Origin of the sequence: Enterobacter sp. BIDMC 26 (assembly GCF_000534435.1) — a bacterium.
Classification (GTDB): Bacteria; Pseudomonadota; Gammaproteobacteria; order Enterobacterales; family Enterobacteriaceae; genus Enterobacter; species Enterobacter ludwigii.
Map to the genome: position 1 here is coordinate 1,670,103 of NZ_KI973182.1, position 23,767 is coordinate 1,693,869.

At 53.3% G+C, this 23,767-nt stretch carries 25 protein-coding genes; 8 read left to right on the forward strand and 17 right to left on the reverse strand.

Annotated elements, in window-relative coordinates; genetic code table 11:
- Position 1 precedes the first annotated feature (1 nt).
- The 13 genes from pgmB to pspA form a co-directional block, all read right to left on the reverse strand.
- Complete coding sequence (pgmB, locus tag L462_RS15420; protein WP_032678275.1) at positions 2 to 679, reverse strand: beta-phosphoglucomutase; 678 nt, start codon at positions 677 to 679, stop codon at positions 2 to 4.
- Positions 669 to 2,948 (reverse strand): glycoside hydrolase family 65 protein, encoded by a 2,280-nt coding sequence (locus L462_RS15415; RefSeq protein ID WP_032678276.1) that lies wholly within the window; start codon positions 2,946 to 2,948, stop codon positions 669 to 671. Before L462_RS15415 ends, pgmB begins: the two co-directional genes overlap by 11 nt.
- The gene (locus tag L462_RS15410) at positions 2,942 to 4,000 is read right to left on the reverse strand and encodes a Gfo/Idh/MocA family protein (RefSeq protein WP_106504373.1); all 1,059 of its coding nucleotides are present in this window, start codon (positions 3,998 to 4,000) and stop codon (positions 2,942 to 2,944) included. Before L462_RS15410 ends, L462_RS15415 begins: the two co-directional genes overlap by 7 nt.
- A gap of 11 nt (positions 4,001 to 4,011) precedes the next feature.
- Positions 4,012 to 4,800, reverse strand: coding sequence for a sugar phosphate isomerase/epimerase family protein (locus tag L462_RS15405; RefSeq protein ID WP_032678278.1), 789 nt, complete (start codon positions 4,798 to 4,800; stop codon positions 4,012 to 4,014).
- A gap of 16 nt (positions 4,801 to 4,816) precedes the next feature.
- Complete coding sequence (locus L462_RS15400; RefSeq protein WP_032678279.1) at positions 4,817 to 5,869, reverse strand: zinc-dependent alcohol dehydrogenase; 1,053 nt, start codon at positions 5,867 to 5,869, stop codon at positions 4,817 to 4,819.
- 28 nt (positions 5,870 to 5,897) lie between these two features.
- Positions 5,898 to 6,740 (reverse strand): carbohydrate ABC transporter permease, encoded by an 843-nt coding sequence (locus L462_RS15395; RefSeq protein ID WP_032678280.1) that lies wholly within the window; start codon positions 6,738 to 6,740, stop codon positions 5,898 to 5,900.
- Positions 6,727 to 7,608, reverse strand: a complete 882-nt coding sequence (locus L462_RS15390) for a carbohydrate ABC transporter permease (protein WP_025204014.1) — start codon at positions 7,606 to 7,608, stop codon at positions 6,727 to 6,729. Before L462_RS15390 ends, L462_RS15395 begins: the two co-directional genes overlap by 14 nt.
- 22 nt (positions 7,609 to 7,630) lie before the next feature.
- Positions 7,631 to 8,923 carry an ABC transporter substrate-binding protein gene (locus tag L462_RS15385; RefSeq protein ID WP_032678282.1) on the reverse strand — a complete coding sequence of 431 codons (1,293 nt, stop codon included), beginning with the start codon at positions 8,921 to 8,923 and terminating at the stop codon, positions 7,631 to 7,633.
- Between the two features lie 15 nt (positions 8,924 to 8,938).
- A complete protein-coding gene (locus tag L462_RS15380; RefSeq protein ID WP_032678283.1) occupies positions 8,939 to 10,636 on the reverse strand; it encodes a sugar phosphorylase in 1,698 nt (565 codons plus the stop codon).
- Positions 10,637 to 10,821: 185 nt separating this feature from the next.
- Positions 10,822 to 11,046, reverse strand: coding sequence for a phage shock protein PspD (gene pspD / locus L462_RS15375; protein WP_014170342.1), 225 nt, complete (start codon positions 11,044 to 11,046; stop codon positions 10,822 to 10,824).
- Positions 11,047 to 11,058: 12 nt separating this feature from the next.
- Complete coding sequence (gene pspC, locus L462_RS15370) at positions 11,059 to 11,418, reverse strand: envelope stress response membrane protein PspC (RefSeq protein WP_014170343.1); 360 nt, start codon at positions 11,416 to 11,418, stop codon at positions 11,059 to 11,061.
- Positions 11,418 to 11,642 carry an envelope stress response membrane protein PspB gene (gene pspB, locus L462_RS15365; protein ID WP_025204011.1) on the reverse strand — a complete coding sequence of 75 codons (225 nt, stop codon included), beginning with the start codon at positions 11,640 to 11,642 and terminating at the stop codon, positions 11,418 to 11,420. The genes pspC and pspB overlap by 1 nt, the downstream gene beginning before the upstream one ends.
- Before the next feature lie 54 nt (positions 11,643 to 11,696).
- Positions 11,697 to 12,365, reverse strand: a complete 669-nt coding sequence (gene pspA / locus L462_RS15360; RefSeq protein ID WP_014170345.1) for a phage shock protein PspA — start codon at positions 12,363 to 12,365, stop codon at positions 11,697 to 11,699.
- Positions 12,366 to 12,531: 166 nt separating this feature from the next.
- On the opposite strand from pspA, the gene pspF reads away from it, so the two are divergent.
- From pspF to sapF, 6 genes are all read left to right on the forward strand, one after another.
- A complete protein-coding gene (gene pspF, locus L462_RS15355) occupies positions 12,532 to 13,509 on the forward strand; it encodes a phage shock protein operon transcriptional activator (protein ID WP_032678284.1) in 978 nt (325 codons plus the stop codon).
- 88 nt (positions 13,510 to 13,597) lie between these two features.
- Positions 13,598 to 15,238, forward strand: coding sequence for an ABC transporter substrate-binding protein SapA (sapA, locus tag L462_RS15350; protein ID WP_020882454.1), 1,641 nt, complete (start codon positions 13,598 to 13,600; stop codon positions 15,236 to 15,238).
- The gene (gene sapB / locus L462_RS15345; RefSeq protein WP_014170348.1) at positions 15,235 to 16,200 is read left to right on the forward strand and encodes a putrescine export ABC transporter permease SapB; all 966 of its coding nucleotides are present in this window, start codon (positions 15,235 to 15,237) and stop codon (positions 16,198 to 16,200) included. The genes sapA and sapB overlap by 4 nt, the downstream gene beginning before the upstream one ends.
- A complete protein-coding gene (gene sapC / locus L462_RS15340) occupies positions 16,187 to 17,077 on the forward strand; it encodes a putrescine export ABC transporter permease SapC (protein WP_014170349.1) in 891 nt (296 codons plus the stop codon). Before sapB ends, sapC begins: the two co-directional genes overlap by 14 nt.
- Entirely contained in the window at positions 17,077 to 18,069 is a 993-nt protein-coding gene (gene sapD / locus L462_RS15335; protein ID WP_014170350.1) for a putrescine export ABC transporter ATP-binding protein SapD, read from the forward strand. Before sapC ends, sapD begins: the two co-directional genes overlap by 1 nt.
- A gap of 1 nt (position 18,070) precedes the next feature.
- On the forward strand, positions 18,071 to 18,877 hold the full coding sequence (gene sapF / locus L462_RS15330) for a putrescine export ABC transporter ATP-binding protein SapF (RefSeq protein WP_014170351.1): 807 nt from the start codon (positions 18,071 to 18,073) through the stop codon (positions 18,875 to 18,877).
- 147 nt (positions 18,878 to 19,024) lie between these two features.
- Here the strand turns inward: sapF and L462_RS15325 are convergent, their stop codons facing one another.
- Positions 19,025 to 19,615, reverse strand: coding sequence for a TetR/AcrR family transcriptional regulator (locus tag L462_RS15325; RefSeq protein WP_032678285.1), 591 nt, complete (start codon positions 19,613 to 19,615; stop codon positions 19,025 to 19,027).
- A 132-nt stretch (positions 19,616 to 19,747) separates the two neighbouring features.
- Between L462_RS15325 and L462_RS15320 the strand changes: the two genes are divergently transcribed.
- Together L462_RS15320 and L462_RS15315 are read left to right on the forward strand one after the other, a co-directional pair.
- On the forward strand, positions 19,748 to 20,143 hold the full coding sequence (locus tag L462_RS15320) for a RidA family protein (RefSeq protein WP_020882451.1): 396 nt from the start codon (positions 19,748 to 19,750) through the stop codon (positions 20,141 to 20,143).
- 72 nt (positions 20,144 to 20,215) lie between these two features.
- Positions 20,216 to 21,040 (forward strand): helix-turn-helix domain-containing protein, encoded by an 825-nt coding sequence (locus L462_RS15315; protein WP_032678286.1) that lies wholly within the window; start codon positions 20,216 to 20,218, stop codon positions 21,038 to 21,040.
- A gap of 52 nt (positions 21,041 to 21,092) precedes the next feature.
- Here L462_RS15315 and L462_RS15310 read toward each other — a convergent pair whose 3' ends face one another.
- The 3 genes from L462_RS15310 to L462_RS15300 form a co-directional block, all read right to left on the reverse strand.
- Complete coding sequence (locus L462_RS15310; RefSeq protein ID WP_032679689.1) at positions 21,093 to 22,442, reverse strand: sensor domain-containing diguanylate cyclase; 1,350 nt, start codon at positions 22,440 to 22,442, stop codon at positions 21,093 to 21,095.
- Positions 22,443 to 22,624: 182 nt separating this feature from the next.
- A complete protein-coding gene (locus tag L462_RS15305; protein ID WP_032678287.1) occupies positions 22,625 to 22,909 on the reverse strand; it encodes a hypothetical protein in 285 nt (94 codons plus the stop codon).
- 57 nt (positions 22,910 to 22,966) lie between these two features.
- Positions 22,967 to 23,632, reverse strand: a complete 666-nt coding sequence (locus L462_RS15300; RefSeq protein WP_236900306.1) for a helix-turn-helix transcriptional regulator — start codon at positions 23,630 to 23,632, stop codon at positions 22,967 to 22,969.
- Positions 23,633 to 23,767 lie beyond the last annotated feature (135 nt).

Consider the following 23,767-nt stretch of genomic DNA (forward strand, 5'->3'; position numbering starts at 1 on the left):
TTTAATTCCTTATCATTACCGTTCGGGATGCCCAGAAATCCGTCAGGCATTTCCAGGTCAGTTCCTGCGTTGAATGAAGTTGTAATCCCGCATGGTTCAGGCCAGGTCCAATCCCGACCGAGAGCATTCCCGCCGCGTTGATTGCCTCAACGCCGGCTGCAGCATCTTCTATTCCGATAGCCTGCTCGGGGCGCACGTTCAGCCCGGCGCAGGCCGCAAGAAAGATCTCCGGGTCCGGTTTTGAGCGGGCAATGCGCGAGGCATCGGCGCAGAAATCAAAAGCCCTCTCAATGCCCAGCGCCTGCAAAATACCGGGGGCGTTAAGGGACACTGAGGCCAGCCCGATTTTGACGTTCGCCGCACGAATTTCCGCCAGCACCTCGCGGATGCCCGGAAGCAGAGAATCCTGCGTCAACGACGCCAGAGACCCGACGTAGCGCGCGTTCTTTTTATCCGCGAGCGCCTGCCGCTGCTGGTCGTTAAACTCCTCCTCTTTTCCGCCATGGCGCAGAATCCGCTGCAGCGATTCCATACGGCTTATCCCTTTCAGCTCGTCGTTGAACGCCACGTCGAACGAGATGCCAATTTCCTGCGCCACGGCACGCCAGGCCAGAAAATGCAGATGCGCGGTATCGGTGATCACACCATCAAGATCAAAGACAACGGCCTCAGGCATCATGATTTGCTCCCGTGGTAGCGGTCCCATAAATAGATGTAAAAAAATCCCTGAAAGAACAGACCTGCCGATCCGTTATGCACAGGGTTTTACCCCACAGCGTTAAGGTCACCGGTGCAGTGGTTTCAATCGTTAAAACATCATTTTCAAACGTGAAGTGCATGCGCGCGTTTCTCCATCGCAGCGGGAAAGCCAGTTTTCGCCAGTGGGCAGGCAGCTTCGGGGCAAGATGCAATTCCCCCTGGACGATCTGCATGCCGGCAAATCCCTGAATAACGCCGGACCAGATAGCCCCGGTGGCGGCAGCATGAATCCCGTCATCGCAGCTGTGCGGATCGTCGCCCAGATCGATGGCGATACCCTCGCGCCAGAAGGCGTAGGCCCTTTCCGTATCGCCACACCGGGCAGCAACAATTCCATGAATCGCTTTGCTCAGCGAAGAGTCGTGTATGGTACGCGGCTCGTAGTACGCTAGGTTGGCAGCACACTGCTGTGGGGTAAACCGTTCCGGCAGCAGGTAGTTGAGCATCACCACGTCGGCCTGTTTAAGAATCTGCATCTCGTTCACTTCCGCGCGGGAGTAATCGAGCAGAATGGTCTGTTTACCCGCTTTCGCCTTATAGCGGCTCAGATCGATTGCCGGTTTCGCCATGAAGGTGTCATCCTGAGGAAGGACCCCTTCTGCGTTGGCTTGCGGTAACCACAAACGGGACATAAACCGGCTGGCATTCTCCATGAAGCCGGCATCTTCACGATTGAACATCGCCATAAACTGGCGCGCACAGGCGACATTGTGCCAGGCCAGATAGTTGGTGTAGGCATTGTTATTGACGTGCTCCGTGTACTCATCCGGCCCGATCACATCGTGGATTTCCAGGCGACCATTGACTTCCGTCGCCCGCCCCATCCAGAACGTTGCCGTCTCTATCAGTAGCGTCAGCCCTTCGTTACGCATAAAAGCGTCATCATGTGTCGCCTGCCAGTAGGCCACGACAGCCCAGGCAATGTCCGCCACAATGTGATGTTCTGCCAGCGCAGAGGCCACTTTCTGGCGCGTGCCCGTGCGGATGTTGATTGCTGCATATTCCGGCGTTTCCTCCTGACCGCTCGCGGCGCTCTCCCAGGGGAAAAGTGCGCCAGGCCAGCCGTTGCGACGCGCTTTTTCACGAGCCCCGGCCAGGTTGAGCCAGCGATAACGCAGCAGACTGCGGGCGACCTGCGGACGCGTAAAGAGATGGAAAGGCAGCAGGAAAATTTCGGTATCCCAGAAGACGTGGCCTTTATACCCTTCGCCGGTCAATCCTTTCGCGGCGATACTGCAGCGCTCATTGTCGGCAGGCGTCATGGCGATCAGATGCCAGACGGTATAATCCAGCGCGAGCTGATCCTGCGGTTCCGCAGACGTTACCGCCACCCGCGCATCTCGCCAGACGTCTTCCCAGGCGCAGGCAGAGCTCTCCAGCAACGATGCGTAGCCTCGCGCTGCGCACACCTTGAGTTCGGCCAGTGCGTTACGCGCAAACGACGCCTGCGAAAGGGCTTTGTCACTGCGGTGGGCGACCCAGACGATCTTTTCAAGCGTGACAGTGTCACCCTGCGAAACGTTCAGGGCGTAATGCGCACTGATGCGACGATTTTTAGCGGTAAAGCAGCTTTCGCTACCCGCTGAAAGCCGGCAGAACGCGGATATAACGACATCAGAAACCCGGTCCTGCGTTTCATACACGCCCTGCATACAGTTCTGGTCGAATACCCGGACTGAAATCTCATCCAGATGCTGCCTGCCGCTGTTGGTTTGCGTCGCATCGATTCCGGTTTTCAACACCACCTGCGAGGGCCCATCAAGGGGAGTGATGGCGAGTTGCATTGCCACTAACGGCAACTGAGCGAGAGAAACGAAACGACGGCTCTCCAGGCGATAGCGTTTCCCGTCGGGCGAGCGCCAGAGCACGCTGCGACGCAGTTCACCATTGGCAAACGCCAGCTCGCGCTGCCACTCAAGAAGCGCCCCGGAAAGCAGGGTAAAATTCACACCATCCAGTTCAACCTCAATACCGGTAATATCCGGCAGGTTGATTAACTCCGTGGTCTCATTGCGACCTGCGCGATGATAGAGCCCGGCGAGATACATGCCTCTGGTTTGCTGGGTGTAATCCTCTTCGTGTGCCGCGCGAATGCCCATGTAGCCATTGCCGCAAGCCATGATGGAGGCGTATTTATTCAGACTGTGGGGAGAGAAGCCCGGTTCGGTTAAAACAGACACATTCAGCATAACGTCACGCTTTCCCCTGTATCCGCCGATTCATAAAGCGCGGCAACAAGTTGCTGGATAACCAGCCCCTGTTCCGCATCTGCGATCATAACCGGCTCTCCCAGCACATGGCGTACAAACGCCTCCATGCTGCGCAGGTGACGCTGGTCGTCTGCCTCATCACGCTGCATGAGGGTCTGTAAAACGCCCGCCTCATCGTGGTATATGTGTGCCGGGAAGAGCGTGGCCCCCGCCTTTTCGCCACAGAATGAAACATTCATGATCGACTGCTCACGGATATTCAGCGCAAACGACGTATCCAGGCGCAGAACGCCGCCATTGCAGAATTCAATTGTGCCAAACAGAGCATCTTCAACGGTAAACCGGGCGGGATCCCACTCGCCAAACTGTCCACTGTTTTTACGGTTCCCCAGCTTCTGGAAGCTATGGGCGGTCACCCTTTTTACCGCCGGGAAACCCAGCACATACATCGCGGCATCCAGCATATGAATACCGATATCGATCAGCGGTCCGCCACCCTGTAGCGATTTGTTCGTAAAGACGCCCCAGCCCGGCACGCCGCAACGACGCAGCGCCTGGGCCGACGTAAAGTAGATCTCACCTAACGCCCCATTTGTGACAGCGTCACGTAACAGCTGCGTGTCGAGCGCAAACCGATGGTGAAAATCATACGCCAGCACTTTTCCCGCTTTACGGGCCGCCATGCGCATCTGGTCAGCCTGTTGCGGCGTCATGGCAGGCGGTTTTTCGCACATCACATGACATCCGGCCTCCAGTGCCGCCATGACATGTTCAAAATGGAACCGGTTTGGGGAGCAGACGCTGACCACATCAGGTTTTACCGCCTGCAGCATTTCAGATGCATTCTGCCAGACCGAAGGAATTGCATGACGTTCCGCAAACGCCTGTGCCTGTTCAAGGCCGCTGTCCATGACAGCGACCATTTGAACATCACTGCGTGTGGCGTAATACGAGGCATGCACTTTGTCCGCGACCTGCCCGGCGCCAATAATGGCGACGCGCAGAAGCGAAGGTGTTGAAGCACTCATCACGCTCGTCATCCTTAGCATTCACGCAGATACGTGAGTGAATTCTGGTAAGCCTGGGCCGGATCGTCGGCGCGGACACGGCACTCATACACCACGTAGCCCTGATAGTTGTCCGCACGAAGCTGCCCGAACAACGTGGCAAAATCCAGCGTCCCGCTGCCAGGTTGATAGCGATGGTTATCGGCGATATGCACATGACCCAGCAGATCCCGGTTGCGATGCAGCGCCTCTGTTAGCGAATCTTCTTCGATATTCATGTGGTAAAAGTCGCCGATGATCTGCACATGCCTGAGCGCGTTCTCTTCGATATAGCGACGCGCATCCGCGAGCGTGTTGATCATGTGATCCTGGTAGCGGTTGAGCGGCTCAAGGTAAACGGTGGTCCCGGTACGCGCCGCCACCTCATCCAGACAACGCAGCGAAGCACTCACCGCTTCGCGGTCACCCGCCAGGCTGCGTGGAGAGGTCATCGGCGGCAAGCGGAAGGTAAACATTCCCCAGGCGGCGGGCACAATAATCCCCTTTCCACCCACTTCAGCCAGTGCTTCCAGGATGCGTTCGATCTGTTTTAATCCGTTCAGACGACGTTCTTCAATGAAGTCACCAATCCAGCCGTCATATCCCCCGCAGGCGGTGGTCACCGGCAGGCCCGTGGCGGTGATTGCGGCTTTCACTTCATCGAGATTGTCCACCAGCAGTTTGCCGTCAATTTCAAAGCCATCAAAACCCATCGCTTTGATGTACTGGAATTTCTCCAGAATAGAAGTCGGGAAAAAAGCCTGATTTTGCGTTGCGATTTTCATTGATGCTCTCCTTAGCTTAAAAAGTGACGCCCATCTTGATGCTCAGTTCCGGATGCTGATCGACATACTTCATGTAGCTCTCAGCGCTGGTGGTAAAGGTGACAACCGGGTCAATCAGATCTTCGCAGTTCAGATAACCGTTCATCAGCAGTTCCCAGCAGGTCTCTTCAATACGCTTGCGGCTCCAGCGCGGGTAATCCGGGTTGGGTTCGCTGCAGGCGCGCGAGAAAACGATTTTCGCGTTATTGAAGTGGGCTTCACGCCCCAGATTGAACCCTTCTGCGAACGGTTTCGCGAAAGCCACGTAGGAGATCGTTCCACCGTAGGCGAGCCCGCGCAGCGCAGACTGCAATGCATCGGCAAAACCGCTGGTTTCGATAATCACGTCAGCGCCCTGCTTTCCGGTCAGTTTTTTAATCTCCAGACCGACATCGGTGCCAAACGGACTGAGGCAGTAATCAGCCCCGTGACGGCGGGCAATTTCGCAGCGATGTTCGATAGGGTCGACACCGATGACGATGGATGCACCGGCTTTTTTCGCCAGCTGAATCGCAATCTGCCCAATGGCACCCAGTCCGACCACAACGACAAAATCCCCTACCCGCACGTTAGCATCACGCACGCCGCTCATGGCGAACTGCGCTGGGTCATAACAGACGGCATTTTTCCAGGAAGACCCTTGCGGCATTTTGCGCAGCTTGTAGTTATTAACGGCATTCACGATGACCGTCTCCTGCAGCGGCCCATAGCAGCAGACACGGTCGCCCGTCTGGTATTCCGTCACGTCATCGCCGCATTCGATAATGTCGCCAACGATCATGTTGCCCAGCTGGAACTTACCAAACTCAATGCCCCGCGCCGCGCCCTCTTCACGCGGGGTAAACATCTGCCACTCCGCGTTAAACTCCTCATCAATGAAGGGACTTGCCGCCCGGAAATCTACCACTTCGGTGCCGTGTTTTGGCGCGCCGAAGCGCGCACGAATTTTCACTTCATGGACGGCAACAGGACGATCTTCATATTCCACCAGCGCCGCTACACGAGGCGCTGTCGCAACTAACTTTTTCATGACTGACTCCTAGTTAAAACTGGCCGCCTCAGCCTTTAACGCCACCGGCGGTCAAACCACTTTTGATAAAACGTTCAGACAGTGCGTACATGATGACCACCGGAAGCGCTGTCACCAGCGATGCCGCCATCATCCGACCCCAGATATAATCTGGCGTGCTAAAGAGGGTGTTCAGCCCAACCGGCAAGGTGAAATTGCTGGCGCTGGACAGGAAAATGGATGCAAACAGGTAGTCGTTCCATGCCACCATGAAGCAGTAGACGAACACCGACACGAGGCCGGAAATCGCCAGCGGAACGGTAATGCGGAAGATAATTTGCAGGCGGTTAAGCCCGTCCATCATCGCGGCTTCTTCTATTTCATCCGGAATGGTGTCGAAATAGCTGCGCAGCATAAAGACGGCTGTCGGCAGCGTCTGGGTCACCATGGTGATAATCAGCGCCAGCTCTGTGTCATAGATCCCCAGCGCGGTGATGATTTTGAACAGCGGCACCACCAGCAAAATCCCCGAGAACATATAGACGATGTAAAAACTCGCATTGATCGTCGTACGTCCTTTAAAACGCAGTTTGGATAACGCGTAAGCCCCCAGCGTGCCGAGAAAAACGGCAATCATCGACGAGGTCAGCGAGACCACCATGCTGTTTCTGAAGTAATCCACAAACGGGAAGATCAGCGGATTAAAGATGTCGATGTAATGCTGCAGCGTCCACGCCTGCGGCAGGATGGTCGGATGGAGCGATATCGCCTCTTTCGCGCTCTTAAGCGAGGTCATTAACATCACAAAGAACGGGAACAGCGTGATGATCAGAAACACCGCCAGCCCCAGATAAAAACCGAGACGACCCAGTACGCGTTTATTTGTTGCCATTGAGGTTTACCCTTTTTCTGGTCAGCAGAATGACGGCGAAGATGATCACGAACAGCACCACGGAGATGGCAGCGGCTTTCCCGAGGTCATTGAAGGCAAATGCGGTCTTGTAGAGATAGACGCCCAAAATATCGACCTTGGTGGTCAGGAGATAAACATCAGCGAACATATAGAACATCCAGATGGTTCGCAGTGTAATCACCGTGGCCAGCACCGGCATAATGGCGGGCAGCGTGACGATACGAAAACGCTGCCAGGCATTTGCCCCATCCATTTCCGCGGCTTCGTACAGCGATTTATCGATGGTCTGCAATATCGCGAGGAACGAGATAAACGCGTAGGGGAAGTAACGCCAGATGGCGAACAGCACCACCAGCACAAAACTGCTGCCCGGGTTGTCGAACCACAGCGGCGCCTGGTCATACAGGTGCAACAGATCGACACCCAGATAGTTCACAATGCCGTAGCCGTTGTTGAACATGTATTTCCATGCAAACACCAGCGAGATGGATGGTGTGACGTAGGACAAAATCACCAGTGAACGCGCCGTTTTCCGCAGACGAAATTCCCGGTTAAAAAAGAGGGCAACGGCCAGCCCCAGCGCCGTGCTGCCCATCACCACCAGGGCGGTGTACCAGAACGTCATCCACAGGGAGTGCCAGAATGCGCCATCGCTGAGGATACGAACATAGTTATCCAGCCCGACAAACACGGCGCTAATGCGCGGGTTAAGCGGCAAACGTAAAAAGCTGATTTCAATATTGGAAATCATCGGCCAGGCCACCAGGCCCCCCAGCAAAATCAGGCTGGGGGCCAACAGCAGCATGGCGAAAGGCATATCTGAACGACCAGAAAACAACGTCTTCATAATTTCCTTCCGCAGAGCGCTCCTATCGTTGTGAAATCAGGTCAGTCAGTCGCTTTTGGCTGTTGCTTAACGTTGCAGTGAGATCTTGTTGACCCACTGTGACGTTATGCACCATGGAACTGATGATGCCGGACCCCGTTACATCACCCATGCGGGTAAAGTTTTTGTCGCCCACGGCGCCAAATACCTGCACATTCGGGAACTGGGCGATAAGCTCATAGGGAAGTTGACCAAACGCTTTAATGACCTCGTTGTCTTTCCAGGAGTCCGTGCCGACGACCAGTTTGTTCACCGGCAGCGCGGCACCCGGGGACATCATCACCCAGTCAGACGCGTTCTGTGCCTGCTCCATCCAGGTAACAAACTTCTGTGCAGCCTGGGTTTCATCTTCTGTTTGACCGGAGGTGATCGTCAGCGATGTGACCATGCCGTAGACCGCTGAAGACGTTTCAGTCGGAACGACAAAGCCCAGGTTGGCTGGGTTGCCGTCTTTATAGACCGCCGGCAGGATATAGGTGGAATACACCGCCATCGGCGCCGAACCATTCATAAAGGCATCTTTAATCTCCATGACATCGTTCGAGCCCGGCATGGTGGTCGCGGCCAGTGCTTTATAGAACGCCAGCGCGTTCACCATTTCCGGGGTATCGATGTTGATTTTCCCGTTGGCGTCAAAAACGTTCGCGCCACCGGAAAGCGCAAACTGAGAAAACGCCTGCTCGGTCATCACGCTTTCTGCCGTGGGTAGCGCTATGCCATAGCGTTTTTTAGCCGGATCGCTGAGGCGTTGGCTGGCTTTCAGCAACTGTTCCCAGTTATGCGGCTCCTCAATACCCGCCGCAGCAAGCACATCTTTGTGATACCAGACGCCGGACAGCCAGGCGCTGATTGGCACCCCCGTCCAGGCTGAGCCGTCTTCCGTGCGAACGACACGTAAAATTCCGTCATAGAAGGTGTTTTCGCCCACCGCTTTGATGGCGGCGTTGATCGCATCCCGGTCCAGCAGCTGCTCTTTATCCATGACTTTTGCGTAGTCGTGGCTGACCTCAATGACCTCGGGCAGCGCACCGGTGCGGGCCAACGTAATCACTTTGGTGTTGTAGGCATCCTCTTCTACCGGTACCTGTTTCACCGTAATCGTCGGGTTCTCTTTCTCGAATTTTTCAATCAGTTTTGTAATTACCGCCTGACGCTCCTGTTCAACTGAGGAGTGCATAAACTCAATGGTGACAGCAGAGGGTTTGTCATCCTTACAGCCTGACAACAAGGCGCACGAAACCAGTGCTGATATCAGCACAATTTTGGGCATATTCATGTTTAAGGTCCTTTTTTAGTTTTCTTTAATCCACAACACCTGCCATGGATTAAGGGTCAGAGTCGTACCAGTAATATCTTTCCCGGCGATCAATTCCCTGCCGGATGGAATATTCGACTCAAGCGTTTGAACGCGATCGCTGAAATTAAATAACGCGGTAACTTTTTCGCCACTTTGCGCAATACGCATTATTTTTAATACATGCTCGCCTGCCGTACTAAAAAAAGCCTGACTGTCAGGGTGGAATGCTTTTTCTGCACGCCTCAGGGCGATTAATTCACGCAATCTATAATAGACTTTCTGCCGCAGGCTATTTTCGTTCTCAAGCTCACTGTCAATTGCACCGGCGAGGTATTTTTTGCGGTTAATCGCACGGTTATATCCCAGGCGCTCCACGCCCTCATAATCATTACGCGAGCCAAGAATACTTTGAATATAGACGGCAGGCACGCCGGGGAAGCTCAGGAGTACAGCATGAGCCAGAATAAACCGGGCAATACGGTGATTATCATCGCAGTCCCTTGTGCTTAACGCATCAAGATAAGTGACATTGATTTCATACGGGCTTCGCGTTCCATCCGGATTGTTTTTCCAGTTGACCAGCGCCCCCTCGGCCTGAAGTTTCTCAACCAGCGAGAGGATCTCAGACTCGGGTAAAATTCCGCGTAACGGATTGAGGCCAATCCCGTCATGCGAGGCCAAAAAGTTAAACCAGGTGGTTTTCGTGGAAGGAAGCGTCAACGACGACGCCCACTGACACAGCGCCCGGACATCCTGACGGTGTACCGCATGCAGCACAAGCGGCGGCAAGGAGAACTGATACACCATCTGCGCTTCATTGTTGCCGTCACCAAAGTAGGCAACGTTGTCTTTATGCGGGACATTGGTCTCAGTGATTATCACCGTACCCGGCGCGACAGCCTCGGTAATGGCACGGAAAAGCTGGATAAGCTGATGGGTTTGTTCCAGATGGATACAGCTCGTTCCGGGTATCTTCCACATAAACCCAACGGCATCCAGACGAATGTAGCGCGCCCCTTCAGTCAGGTAGTGCAGCAGCACGTCTACCATCGCAATCAGAACCTGAGGAGAGGCAAAATTGAGATCGACCTGGTCGCTGCTGAAGGTGGTCCACAGGTGGCGTACGCTGCCATCGTGAAGCGTAAACGGCGTGAGGAGGGGCAAAGCACGCGGTCGCGTGACGGCCGACAGATCCGTTTCAGGGTCAACAGAAATGAAGAAATCGTTATACCCCGGCATTTGCTTAAGGTAATTCGCGAACCATTGACTTTGCGCCGACATGTGATTGCAGACGAAATCAAACATCAAACTGGCTGATTGTTTTAATTCGGCGATGTCCTGCCACGTTCCTGTTTCTGGTGCGACGTCGTGGTAATCAATAACAGAAAAACCGTCGTCAGAAGACCACGGATAAAAAGGTAAAAGATGAACATGTGAAAAGGAGTGAGAGAGCCACTTATTATAAAACCGTGTGAAAACCGGCAGGGCTTTCTCCCCTTCTGCCGAAAACTGATCGGCATACGTAATCAGGACAACATCTTTTTCATCCCACCCCATCTTACGCTTATCTGTAATAACAGAAATCGCGTTATCAATCTTTTCCAGCAACACCGAAAAATGGGTATCTGAAAATGATTCCCCGTAAACAAGATTAATGATTTCTTTAATTTTAGCCTGCATTTTATTTTCCATGGTAGCGGTCCCACGGAGCGCAATCTACTCCCATGAAAAATATCTGTCAACGGACCGGGACGCAGAAAAAGGCGATTGCAAAGCAGCTCAACGCAGTATTGTGAGCTGCCGCAAAGAAAGAAAGGGAAAGCGAAGAAGTATCGCTAGCCTGCCCCGAAAACGAGAAAGGCTAACGTACGCAGGAATTATTGGGGAAAGTAGCGGCGTGAAAGCCGTTTTGCCACTTTTTGCAGCAGAGGTTCGAGCGCCACAGCCAGCAACATTCTTACCGGCTTGCGGGCAACAGATTTTATCGCCCAACCCGCCACACCTGCCGGGCCGAAACGTAATGCCGTCAGCAGGACCAGTTTACCTGCGATTTTCAGGCCGGGTTTTACCTTCTGACCGGCCTGTTGCCAGTTTTGCTTCATGTATATTCTCTCTTAAAGCTGACGAAAACGGCTTCTCAGCGTGAAGGTGTCAGACGTGACATAGCGCTCCATCTCACGTAACCGCTTCTCCCCAGCGGCGAGTTGATCGTCAACCGCGTTGAGAAGATCGTTGCTGGTCGGTGCGCCTTCTGCGGCCAGTTCACCTTCCGGCATCGGGTCGAGTACAAACGACAGCACGATGTACGCCACCAGGGTGATAAACGCCAGACCGAAGAAGATCGACAGCACTGTTACCACGCGAACCAGTTTGACCGGGACATCAAGATAATGGGCCAGTCCGGCACAGACGCCGCGTACCATTCCCTGCTGCGGAATACGCCACAATTTTTTGTTCAGGTTCAGTCCAGCCATTAACGGTCCCTCCAGTTTGGATGTTCTGCATCGAGGATATCTTCCAGCGCCTGAATGCGTTCGCGCATTTTATTCGCCTGTTCGGTCAGCTGTACGAGACGCTGTTGTTCACTCTGGGAAAGTTCACCACGTGAAGAACGGTTGCTGTAGTGCAGCCATAACCAAATCGGCAGGACAAACAGCACGAAAATGGTCAGGGGAATAGCCAGAAAAAGCGCGCTCATGTGTACTCCTTGTCTTACGATGCGTGGCGGCACGCTCAGGTGCCGCACAAATTATTATTGGTTGTCTTGCTTCATTTTGGCTTTCAGCGCAGCAAGTTGCTCGCTGATTTCATCGTCCGCTTTCAGGTCAGCGAACTGCTGATCCAGTGACTTTTGTTTACCAATGCTGTGACTTTCCGCTTCCGCTTCCATATGGTCGATACGGCGTTCAAACGACTCAAAACGTGCCATTGCTTCATCCAGCTTACCGCTATCCAGCTGGCGACGTACATCGCGGGATGAGCTTGCCGCCTGGTGGCGCAATGCCAGCGCCTGCTGACGCGCACGCGTTTCGTTCAGTTTATTCTCAAGCTCACCAATCTCTTTCTTCATACGCGAAAGGGTATCATCGACCAGTGTGACTTCATGCTCGAGCGTCGCGACCATGTCTGCCAGCTTCTGTTTTTCAATCAGCGCGGCGCGGGCCAGGTCTTCTTTATCTTTACGCAGCGCAAGTTCTGCTTTTTCCTGCCATTCGTTAAGCTGAGCGGTCGCCTGCTCAATGCGGCGCGTTAACTGTTTTTTCTCAGCCAGCGCACGGGCGGAGGTAGAACGCACTTCAACCAGCGTATCTTCCATTTCCTGAATCATCAGGCGCACCAGCTTCTGCGGATCTTCCGCTTTCTCAAGCAGTGAGTTGATATTGGCGTTCACGATGTCGGCGAAACGAGAAAAAATACCCATAATGTGATCCTCATAGTTCTGTTATCGGGCGATGCCCTGCTAAATAGCTAATACAAATACCGTGCCAAGTTTTTATCTTGTTGATTTTATTTGATGTGGTTGATTTCCAGGCATCGGCACACTATGCTCACCTGGTGAATATCACTAAGGAGTGGTTAATTTCATCATGGCTGGATACAAAGACAATTTACTCGGCGAAGCCAACAGTTTTCTGGAAGTCCTCGAACAGGTCTCCCGTCTCGCGCCGCTCAACAAGCCAGTGCTTATTATCGGTGAGCGCGGCACGGGTAAGGAACTGATTGCTAACCGTCTACATTATTTATCCGGACGCTGGGATGGCCCCTTCATTTCGCTTAACTGCGCGGCGTTGAATGAAAATCTGCTCGACACGGAGCTTTTCGGTCATGAAGCCGGTGCTTTTACCGGTGCCCAAAAACGCCATCCGGGTCGTTTTGAACGCGCCGACGGCGGCACGCTGTTTCTTGATGAACTGGCCACCGCGCCCATGCTGGTACAGGAAAAGCTGCTGCGCGTGATTGAGTATGGCGAGCTGGAGCGTGTCGGCGGTAGCCAGCCGTTGCAGGTCAACGTGCGTCTGGTGTGCGCGACCAATGCCAACCTCCCGCAAATGGTGGCAGAGGATAAATTCCGTGCCGACCTGCTCGACCGGCTGGCCTTTGACGTCGTTCAGCTCCCGCCGCTGCGCGAGCGAAGAAGCGACATCATGCTGCTGGCAGAGCAGTTTGCGATTCAGATGTGTCGCGAGCTCGGCCTGCCGCTTTTTCCGGGGTTCAGCGAGTATGCAAAGGAGACACTCCTCGCTTACCACTGGCCGGGAAATATCCGTGAGTTAAAAAACGTCGTGGAGCGTTCTGTCTATCGCCACGGCAGCAGTGAGACCGAGCTGGATAACATTATTCTCGATCCTTTTCAGCGTAGCCCGCAGCCAGCTTCCGCCCCGCCCGCGTCCGGAGCTTCCCCTGCACTTCCCCTGGATTTGCGGCAGTTCCAGCATGAACAGGAACAACAGCTGCTTGAGCAGAGCCTGAAGGTGGCGAAATATAACCAGAAACGGGCGGCTGAACTCCTGGGTCTGACCTACCATCAATTAAGGGCATTGCTCAAAAAGCATCAAATGCGCTGACAATATCAGCACTTACCCGCAGACATTTTTACGAAGCAGGCGTAAGTGCGATACACTTTGCAGATCGAACCTAAAAACCTTAAAAATTATGCGTCTGGTTTTATCGTCCTTCTTTGCACTTGGTCTGTTCAGCAGCCTGGCGTTTGCTGCGCCCGAACCCGCTACGCAACCTGATATTCGCGACAGCGGCTTCGTCTATTGCGTAAGCGGTCAGGTTGATACATTTAACCCGCAAAAAGCGGGCAGCGGCCTGATTGTGGATACCCTTGCCGCGCAACTCTATGACCGTCTGCTTGATGTGGATCCCTACACCTACCGTCTGGTGCCAGAGCTTGCCGAAAGCTGGGAAGTCCTGGATAACGGCGCGACCTACCGTTTCCACCTACGCGATGATGTCGCATTTCAGCACACGCCTTGGTTTACCCCAACGCGCAAACTGAACGCAGATGATGTGGTCTTTACGTTCCAGCGTATCTTTAACCGTAATCACCCGTGGCATAACGTTAACGGCAGCAACTTCCCCTACTTCGACAGCCTGCAGTTTGCCGATACCGTTAAAAGCGTTCGCAAGCTGGATAACCGCACGGTGGAGTTTTCGCTGAAGCGCCCGGATGCCTCTTTCCTCTGGCACCTGGCCACCCACTATGCGTCCGTTATGTCTGCTGAGTACGCCGCGAACCTGAGCAAAATCGATCGTCAGGAGTTAATCGACCGTCAGCCAGTCGGTACCGGTCCGTTCCAGCTGGCCGAATATCGCTCCGGACAATATATCCGCCTGCAGCGCCATGCGCATTTCTGGCGCGGCACGCCGCTGATGCCACAGGTAGTGGTCGATCTTGGCTCTGGCGGGACGGGGCGTTTATCAAAACTGCTGACCGGGGAGTGCGACGTACTGGCGTGGCCTGCTGCCAGTCAGCTCACCATTTTGCGCGACGATCCGCGTTTGCGCCTGACGTTACGCCCCGGCATGAACATCGCCTATCTGGCGTTTAATACCGATAAGCCGCCGCTGAACAACCCTGCCGTACGCCACGCGCTGGCGCTGGCCATCAACAACCAACGTCTGATGCAGTCGATCTATTACGGTACGGCAGAAACCGCCGCCTCTATTTTGCCACGAGCCTCGTGGGCCTATGACAGTGAAGCTAAAATTACGGAATACAACCCGGCAAAAGCGCGTGAACAGCTGAAAGCGCTGGGGGCAGAAAACCTGACGCTGCAACTCTGGGTACCGACCAGCTCTCAGGCCTGGAACCCAAGCCCGCTGAAGACCGCCGAGCTGTTGCAGGCAGATATGGCGCAGGTGGGGGTGAAAGTGATCATCGTGCCGGTTGAGGGTCGTTTCCAGGAGGCGCGCCTGATGGACATGAACCATGATTTAACCCTGACAGGCTGGGCGACCGACAGTAATGACCCGGACAGCTTCTTCCGTCCGTTGCTGAGCTGTGCGGCGATTAACTCCCAGACCAACTACGCCCACTGGTGCAACCGGGAATTTGACGGCGTGCTGCAAAAAGCGCTGGCGTCCCAACAGCTGGCGTCACGCATAGACGCCTATGATGAAGCGCAGAAGATCCTTGCCGAAGAGCTGCCCGTGCTGCCGCTGGCCTCGTCCCTGCGCCTGCAGGCCTATCGCTATGATATTAAAGGCCTGGTGTTGAGTCCGTTCGGCAACGCCTCCTTCGCCGGCGTGTCTCGAGAAAAAGAACAAGAGGTGAAAAAACCATGATCATTTTTACCTTGCGCCGCCTTCTGCTGCTGTTGGTGACGCTCTTTTTCCTGACCTTTGTTGGTTTCAGCCTGAGCTATTTCACCCCGCACGCCCCGCTCCAGGGGTCGTCGCTGTGGGATGCGTGGCTCTTCTGGTTTAACGGTCTGCTGCACTGGGATTTCGGTGTTTCAAGCATCAACGGGCAGCTCATCTCCGAGCAGCTGAAGGAGGTTTTCCCGGCGACAATGGAGCTGTGCATTCTGGCGTTCGGTTTTGCCTTAATGGTTGGTATTCCGGTAGGGATGCTGGCAGGGATTTATCGCAACAAATGGCAGGATAAATTTATCAGCGCCCTCGCCCTGCTCGGCTTCTCGATCCCGATCTTCTGGCTGGCGCTGCTGCTGACGCTTTTCTTCTCCCTCAACCTGGGCTGGCTGCCGGTTTCTGGCCGTTTTGACCTGTTGTATACGGTAAAAACGGTGACCGGGTTTGCTATCGTTGACGCCTGGCTGTCTGATTCAGCCTGGCGACATGAGATGATCGTCAGCGCCGTACGCCATATGGTCTTGCCGGTACTGACGCTGGCGGTGGCACCGACAACCGAAGTGATTCGCCTGATGCGCCTGAGCACCATCGAGGTGTTCGATCAGAACTATGTCAAAGCGGCCGCCACGCGCGGCTTATCGCGCCTGACTATCTTGCGCCGTAATGTGCTGCATAACGCCCTGCCACCTGTTATCCCGCGACTGGGGCTCCAGTTTTCCACCATGCTCACCCTGGCGATGATTACCGAAATGGTCTTCAGCTGGCCGGGGCTGGGACGATGGTTGATCAACGCTATCCGCCAGCAGGACTACGCCGCCATTTCGGCGGGCGTCATGGTGATTGGCTCTCTGGTGATTATTGTTAACGTGATTTCCGATATTTTGGGTGCTATGGCCAACCCGTTGAAGCATAAGGAATGGTATGCCCTACGATAACGTATACAGTGAAAAGCGCACGCCCGGTGCGCTGCGTACCGTGTGGCGTAAATTCTATGGTGACACCACGGCAATGATTGGCCTTTATGGCTTCGCCGGGCTGGTGTTGCTCTGCGTTTTTGGCTCCTGGTTTGCGCCCTATGGTATTGATCAGCAGTTCCTTGGCTATCAGCTGCTGCCCCCATCCTGGTCGCGCTACGGTGAGGTCTCTTTCTTCCTCGGTACGGACGACCTCGGGCGTGACGTATTGAGCCGCCTGTTGAGCGGCGCGGCGCCGACGGTCGGCGGTGCATTTGTGGTGACGTTTGCTGCCACCATCTGCGGTCTGGCGCTCGGCATCTTTGCCGGGTCGACGCATGGCCTGCGCTCGGCGGCACTGAACCACATTCTCGACACCCTGCTCTCTATTCCGTCCCTGCTGCTGGCCATTATTGTGGTGGCGTTTGTCGGGCCACACCTGTCGCATGCCATGTTCGCGGTCTGGCTGGCGATCCTCCCTCGCATCGTGCGTTCGGTATACAGCATGGTGCATGACGAACTGGAAAAAGAGTATGTCGTCGCAGCTCGCCTGGACGGTGCAACAACCTTAAACATCCTTTGGTTTGCCGTACTGCCGAACATCGCTGCCGGGCTGGTCACGGAGATCACCCGCGCCCTGTCGATGGCGATTCTGGACATCGCGGCGCTCGGTTTTCTCGATCTCGGCGCGCAGCTGCCGTCGCCTGAATGGGGCGCGATGCTCGGTGACGCGCTCGAGCTTATCTACGTTGCGCCGTGGACAGTCATGTTACCGGGCGCAGCCATTATGGTGAGTGTGCTGCTTGTCAACCTGCTGGGCGATGGTATTCGCCGTGCAATTAATGCGGGGGTGCAATAATGCCGCTTCTTGATATTCGCAACCTGACCATCGAGTTCAAAACCGGTGAAGGCTGGGTGAAAGCCGTCGATCGCATCAGTATCACCCTTGCTGAGGGTGAAATTCGCGGGCTGGTGGGTGAATCCGGTTCAGGGAAAAGCCTGATCGCCAAAGCCATCTGTGGTGTGGCGAAGGATAACTGGCGCGTCACCGCTGACCGTATGCGTTTTGATGATATCGACCTGCAACGCCTTTCTCCTCGCGAGCGTCGCAAGCTGGTCGGCCATAACGTATCAATGATTTTCCAGGAGCCGCAATCCTGTCTTGACCCGTCCGAGCGCGTGGGCAAACAGCTGATGCAGAACATTCCCGGATGGACCTATAAAGGCCGCTGGTGGCAACGGTTTGGCTGGCGTAAGCGTCGTGCTATTGAGCTGTTGCACCGCGTCGGGATCAAAGATCATAAAGATGCCATGCGCAGTTTTCCGTACGAACTGACCGACGGTGAGTGTCAGAAAGTGATGATTGCCATCGCGCTGGCCAATCAGCCGCGTCTGCTGATTGCGGATGAACCGACCAACGCGATGGAACCGACCACGCAGGCGCAGATTTTCCGCCTGCTGACGCGTCTGAACCAGAACAACAACACCACCATTTTGTTAATCAGTCACGACCTGCAAATGCTCAGCAAATGGGCTGATAAGATTGATGTGATGTACTGCGGGCAGACGGTCGAAACCGCCCCGAGTGAAGACCTCATCACCGCGCCGCATCATCCGTATACGCAGGCGCTGATCCGCGCCATTCCAGATTTTGGCAGCGCCATGCCGCACAAGAGTCGCCTGAACACCCTGCCCGGGGCTATCCCGCTGCTGGAGTCCTTGCCGATTGGCTGTCGTCTGGGGCCGCGGTGCCCGTATGCGCAGCGTAAATGTATTGAGACGCCACGTCTGACAGGGGCTAAAAATCATCTATATGCCTGTCATTTCCCGCTGAACATGGAGAGAGAGTGAAATGGTCGAAACCTTACTGGAAGTCCGTAACCTGAGTAAGACCTTTCGCTACCGTACCGGACTGTTCCATCGTCAGACCGTTGAAGCCGTGAAGCCGCTAAGCTTTACCCTGCGCGAAAAACAGACGCTGGCGATCATCGGTGAGAACGGTTCCGGTAAATCCACGCTGGCGAAGATGCTGGCAGGCATGGTCGAACCCTCCGGCGGCGAAGTGCTGATAGATGACCATCCGCTGGAATTCGGCGATTACTCTTTCCGCAGCCAGCGTATCCGCATGATCTTCCAGGATCCGTCGACATCGCTCAACCCGCGTCAGCGTATTTCGCAAATCCTCGATTTTCCGCTGCGTCTGAATACCGATCTCGAGCCAGAAGCGCGACGCAAACGCGTTTTTGAAACCCTGCGGATGGTTGGGCTGCTGCCCGATCACGAGAGCTATTACCCGCACATGCTCGCCCCCGGCCAGAAACAGCGTCTTGGGCTCGCGCGTGCGCTGATATTGCGCCCGAAAGTGATCATCGCCGACGAAGCGCTCGCCTCGCTGGATATGTCGATGCGGTCACAGTTAATTAACCTGATGCTCGAATTACAGGAAAAACAGGGTATCTCGTATATCTACGTGACCCAACATCTGGGGATGATGAAACACATCAGCGACCAGGTGATGGTCATGCATCAGGGTGAGGTTGTTGAACGTGGCAGTACCGCGGATGTTATGGCCTCTCCGCTTCATGAACTGACTAAGCGATTGATCGCCGGCCATTTCGGTGAAGCATTAACCGCGGACGCGTGGAGAAAAGACCGCTAGCGCGTTGGTGCAAGGGGCGGATTAACAACGCTCACCACACGCGAAATCCTCGCGGCGTTTTAACGCCCCTTATCCGACAAAAATGCCCCCGGCACACCCATTCCTTTAAGGGTTAAATGGCAGCTCGCGCGCGTTAACCCTTTCCTTTCACTGATGGCGTAACCCGCTTGCAAGCAGGACAAACACCTCAATCGCATGTGGCAACGTCTTCTGTGGATCGTCACTGGCGGCTATCAACAGTGCAGCATTGAGCGCAGCGCCATTTAACAGCTGTGCAGCGACGTTTGCATCCATGTCTTTCAGGACCTTGCGTTCAATCATTTTTTCTATGGTCTGACGGGTAGATTCCAGGCAGCTATTCTGGCTGGGCCAGTGGGCCGGGTCACCCAGAACAGCCGGACCATCACGCAGTACAATACGCTGCACTTCCGGATCGAGCGCCATTTTGATGTAAGCGACGCCTTCCGCCAGCAGTCGTTCCCAGTCATTCTCGGCGCTGGCGGCAATTTCCTTCGCCTTTCGTGCCATTTCGCTGTCTATCTGGGCGACCACCGCAGCCAGCAAGCCTTTCTTGTCAGTGAAATTATGGTATAGCGCTCCACGTGTTAACCCCACGCTTGCGGTCAACTCATCCATGGAGGCTGCGGCATAGCCTTTCTCGGCAAAAGCTTTGCGCCCTGCCTGTATCATTTTTTCGCGATTTTCCTGGGCCGTTTCGGCACGGCTTTTTGCAGCCATAAGACGTCCTTGGTTACGTTGTGTTTTTCCGTTTGACATACGTGGCGTATGTGGTTTAGATTTTGACATACGCCGCGTATGTTAATACGACCGCGTGATCTCAACAATACCCCCAATCGAAAAGGAAATGCCATGCACCCACGTGAACCTGTATTTCCCGCTAATCGTCATGCCCTCTATGAAGAACATGGCTATTCTGCTGCCATTCGCTCTGGCGATCTGTTATTTGTCTCAGGCCAGGTTGGAAGCCGCAGCGACGGCACACCTGAAACGGATTTCGGCGCTCAGGTACAACTGGCTTTTGATAATCTCCAGGCTACGCTTTCTGCCGCGGGATGTACGTTTGATGATGTGATCGACGTGACGACGTTTCATACCGATCCTGAAAATCAGTTTTCAACCATCATGGAAGCCAAAAAATTAGCGTTTCCCCGCCCCCCTTATCCAAACTGGACGGCCGTGGGGGTAAACTGGCTTGCGGGCTTTGATTTTGAAATTAAGGTCATTGCCAGAATCCCACCGCAATAAAGCAAGTATTCGGCATAGACCCCACCGGCAATTTATTAATTACGTCATGACGCCACATGCTGTAGATATCGAATGAAAGATAGTATTAGTAAATATATTCTCACCTGGGTAGAGGAAAATAATTTTTCTATTTTACATATTGATCAACTGGTTAAAGATACCGGGTATAGCAGAAGAACCATCGAAACATGGTTTAAAGAGAAATATCACCTCTCTTTAGGTGAGTACATCCTAAGGAGAAGGCTGAGCCTTGCGGCCATCATGCTCAGAATGACGTCGCTTCCCGTTACGGACATTGCTTATTTATTTCACTACCAAAGCAGCCAGGGGTTTTCAAGAGCCTTTAAAAAGATGACGGGACTCACCCCTTCTGAATACAGAAATGCAAAAGAGTGGGATTTTGATATCCTTCAGCCCTCATTTTTATTAGACGATCTTCAAACACCCAAAATAACACTCTGTGAACTCAATGAGATTTTTCCGTATACCCATGAGATTATAGAGCACGATCATCTTTTTGATACAGCGGTGCACGATGTCACTAAAAAAATCAAAAAACTCCTGCTTGAGAATCGCGATCGGATCCAACAGCTTGCCATAGTGCCGCGCCGACCAGAACGTCTGGGTAAAAGCCGTTCCTATCTGGTAGAAGTCTTAATTTCATATTGTTTAGACAGCACTAAAACAACAAAGAAAGACACACTTTTACTTACCGGGAAATATGCAAAAATGTCCTTTGAAGGCAGCTGGGAGAGTTATAGCGCCTATAACAAAATTGCGTTTGTTAAGGCAATGGTGACGAACCGCCTGACGTTGCGCGATGGCATTCATTTAATGCGTTTTAACGCCTGCAGCGATGAGCGCGTTAACTTTGATATTTACATCCCTGTGTTATAACCCCGTTTTTTCTTGCGCGTAAATCACACCGCGGGAGGCGCGCAACGCCGGTTCAGACCGACCCTGCGGCCTGTCTGCACACGGTTCTGTTTTTACCACCGTGCTTGGCCTCATACAGTGCTTCATCCACATCACGAATGATATCGCTACTGTTGACGTTTTCCTGAATGGCTGAGCACACGCCAATACTTAACGTTACCGTCAGGGGCACCGCGTACAGGTTACCCTGCCCGGTGCGTTGCTCAACATTCTTGCGAATACGTTCTGCGACGACTACGGCCATACTCCTGTCCGTGTCGGGCAACAGCAGGCCAAACTCTTCACCTCCCAGTCTGGCAAAGACGTCATTATCACGAATACTGTCTTTAATAATATCCACGACCGCCAGAATGACGCGGTCCCCCACAGGATGTCCCCAGGTGTCATTAATGGTCTTAAAGTTATCGATATCCAGCATCATAATGCTGGTGCCCTTTTCTGTTCTGAGCATGCGGAGCCGCTGAAGTGCCTCAAAAAAATACTTGCGGTTGAAGATCTGCGTAAGGGGATCGCGGTTAACCCGATCGCCAAAAAATCTCAGCAAGCTGAAGACATGTAACAGTAAGGTACAGATAACAAATAGTTTACTGAACACTTCTACCGCCCGGCTGATATACCAGAGCGACAGGTTATACGTATCGAGTAAGAGCAGGAAAAAGTTATAGGTGATCGCAGAAAGGCACACCACGATGATGCTGTTCCAGACGCCAGATGAAAAGCGTGTCACGTAAGTCATGTAGCAGGCCAGGGCCGACCAGAGCACTATCAGAGCGTTAACGTAGCGGACATCCCAGACAGGATGATACTGATCGGGGCGATACGCGGCTATCGTTAATGTCCAGGTTGGATTGTAGCTGCTCAACGCATGGGCCAGCACCGGGAACATAACCAGGGGGATTAACGATATTAGCGCCAGCCAGACCTTATTCCGTAATGTGAACCGTCGCCGTGCCGTGTGTTTCTCCACCCATACAGCAAGCCCCAGCAAAAAAATAAAACTTAACTGGCGGAAAAAATAAAATACCGCCGTATCGTTAGTTTTTAGCGTATGGGTTAACCCTGCGTCTTCAGGAAGCTGAATGACGATAATCGTTTCTATGAAATAGATGAGACCGCTCAGAAACGCCATGCTCAGGATTAACAGGGATAAATGAGATCGGTCAGACGCATACTGCATCTGGATAAAAATAGAGATAATGGTATCCAGAAAAAATAGCGCAATCATGACGATCAAATAGGTTGTCATGGGTACCCTGAAACCTGGATTATCATTAACAAAAAAGGAGTTCACCGCGATCATCAGTGCAAACAGCAGCGCACCGGACAGCACGATCATTTTCTCAGCCAACGTAATGTTATTCATGTTCATTAATACCGCATAAATAAAAGACGTGAAACGGCAGAGCGATTTACACCATTCTCTGCTTAACATCGAGGGGCAAACCGGTCAGGCTTGCCACCCTCTTTTCAGATGCTTCAGTTAACCGACCTCAGTCTGTTGAAGTGGATTATCCCGGTCGATGTCGTACCGAACCGGGATATTCCCTACTGCGCTTTACTCACCAGTGAGATCACTCTTACCTGCTTGTTGCGATAGGCTATCGCCAGCGCTGAATAGGCCCTCGCCGGTAACGTATGATGTTTGTATTGTGAATAGACGTTGATAACCTCATTATCTTTACCGGCCCACAGGGCGATTTGCATCCAGTCGGCGACCTGAGACTCATCAAGCCGATGGTGGCCTGAAAACCAGGACAAGGCTGGTTCCGTATTGCCTTTTCTCGCCTCGATAATCAGAGCGTCATACTGACTATGTTCCGCTGGTGTCATGGCCGACACCGTCGCGTAAGGAAAAGAAACCGTTCCGACAATTAACGTCTTAACTAATTACCGCATAACGGCATATTTACCGGAAAAATGATATTCCTGTTTTTGGTGCGACGTATTATCCGGTGACAGATAATCAATTATGACTTCAGCCATGTTTTCCCGGCTTTTATCCAGGCCTTCTGGACGCCGTCCCCTGATGGCGATTTCTTTTACCTCCCCACGATGATCAAGCAAAAGTTTTCTCAGTCTTTTGGTCACATCCTGTATCGCAGGATTAAAAATATGATCATATTCCGTCAGGGTATCGTTATAGGAAAACGTCCGCGCCAGCCGACAAATCTTCACGTCAGGTTTACGGAGCCCTTCTAATAACAGTGAAGGATGGTAACGCTGGAAGTCCCATATTTCATCGCTTCGATATTGAGACGGTGTTTTCCCGGTCAATTTCTTAAACGCGCGGGCAAAACCCTGTCCACTATGATACTGAAAAATGTGAGCGATTTCGGTGACCGGCAGCGACGTCATCCTTAATAAAGACGCGGCATAGCTCATTCGTCTCCTGAGCATATACTCACCCAGCGACTGGTGGTATTGGTGTTTAAACCAGATTTCGAGCGTCCTTCTGCTGTAACCCGTTTTTACGACCAGCCGATCGATATGCTCCAGAGATAAAATATTATCTTCAACCCAGTCTATAACGTGTTTGTTAATGATTTCTTTCATGTTTTGACTCTAACTGGATTGTAATACGTAAAATCCACTGAACGGATCATTTTGCGCAAAAACGCCCGCCTCTGGTTGGATGAGGCGAACCGGTCGCGCAGTGATATAATGGACGGATGCCTGTGAAACAGCGTG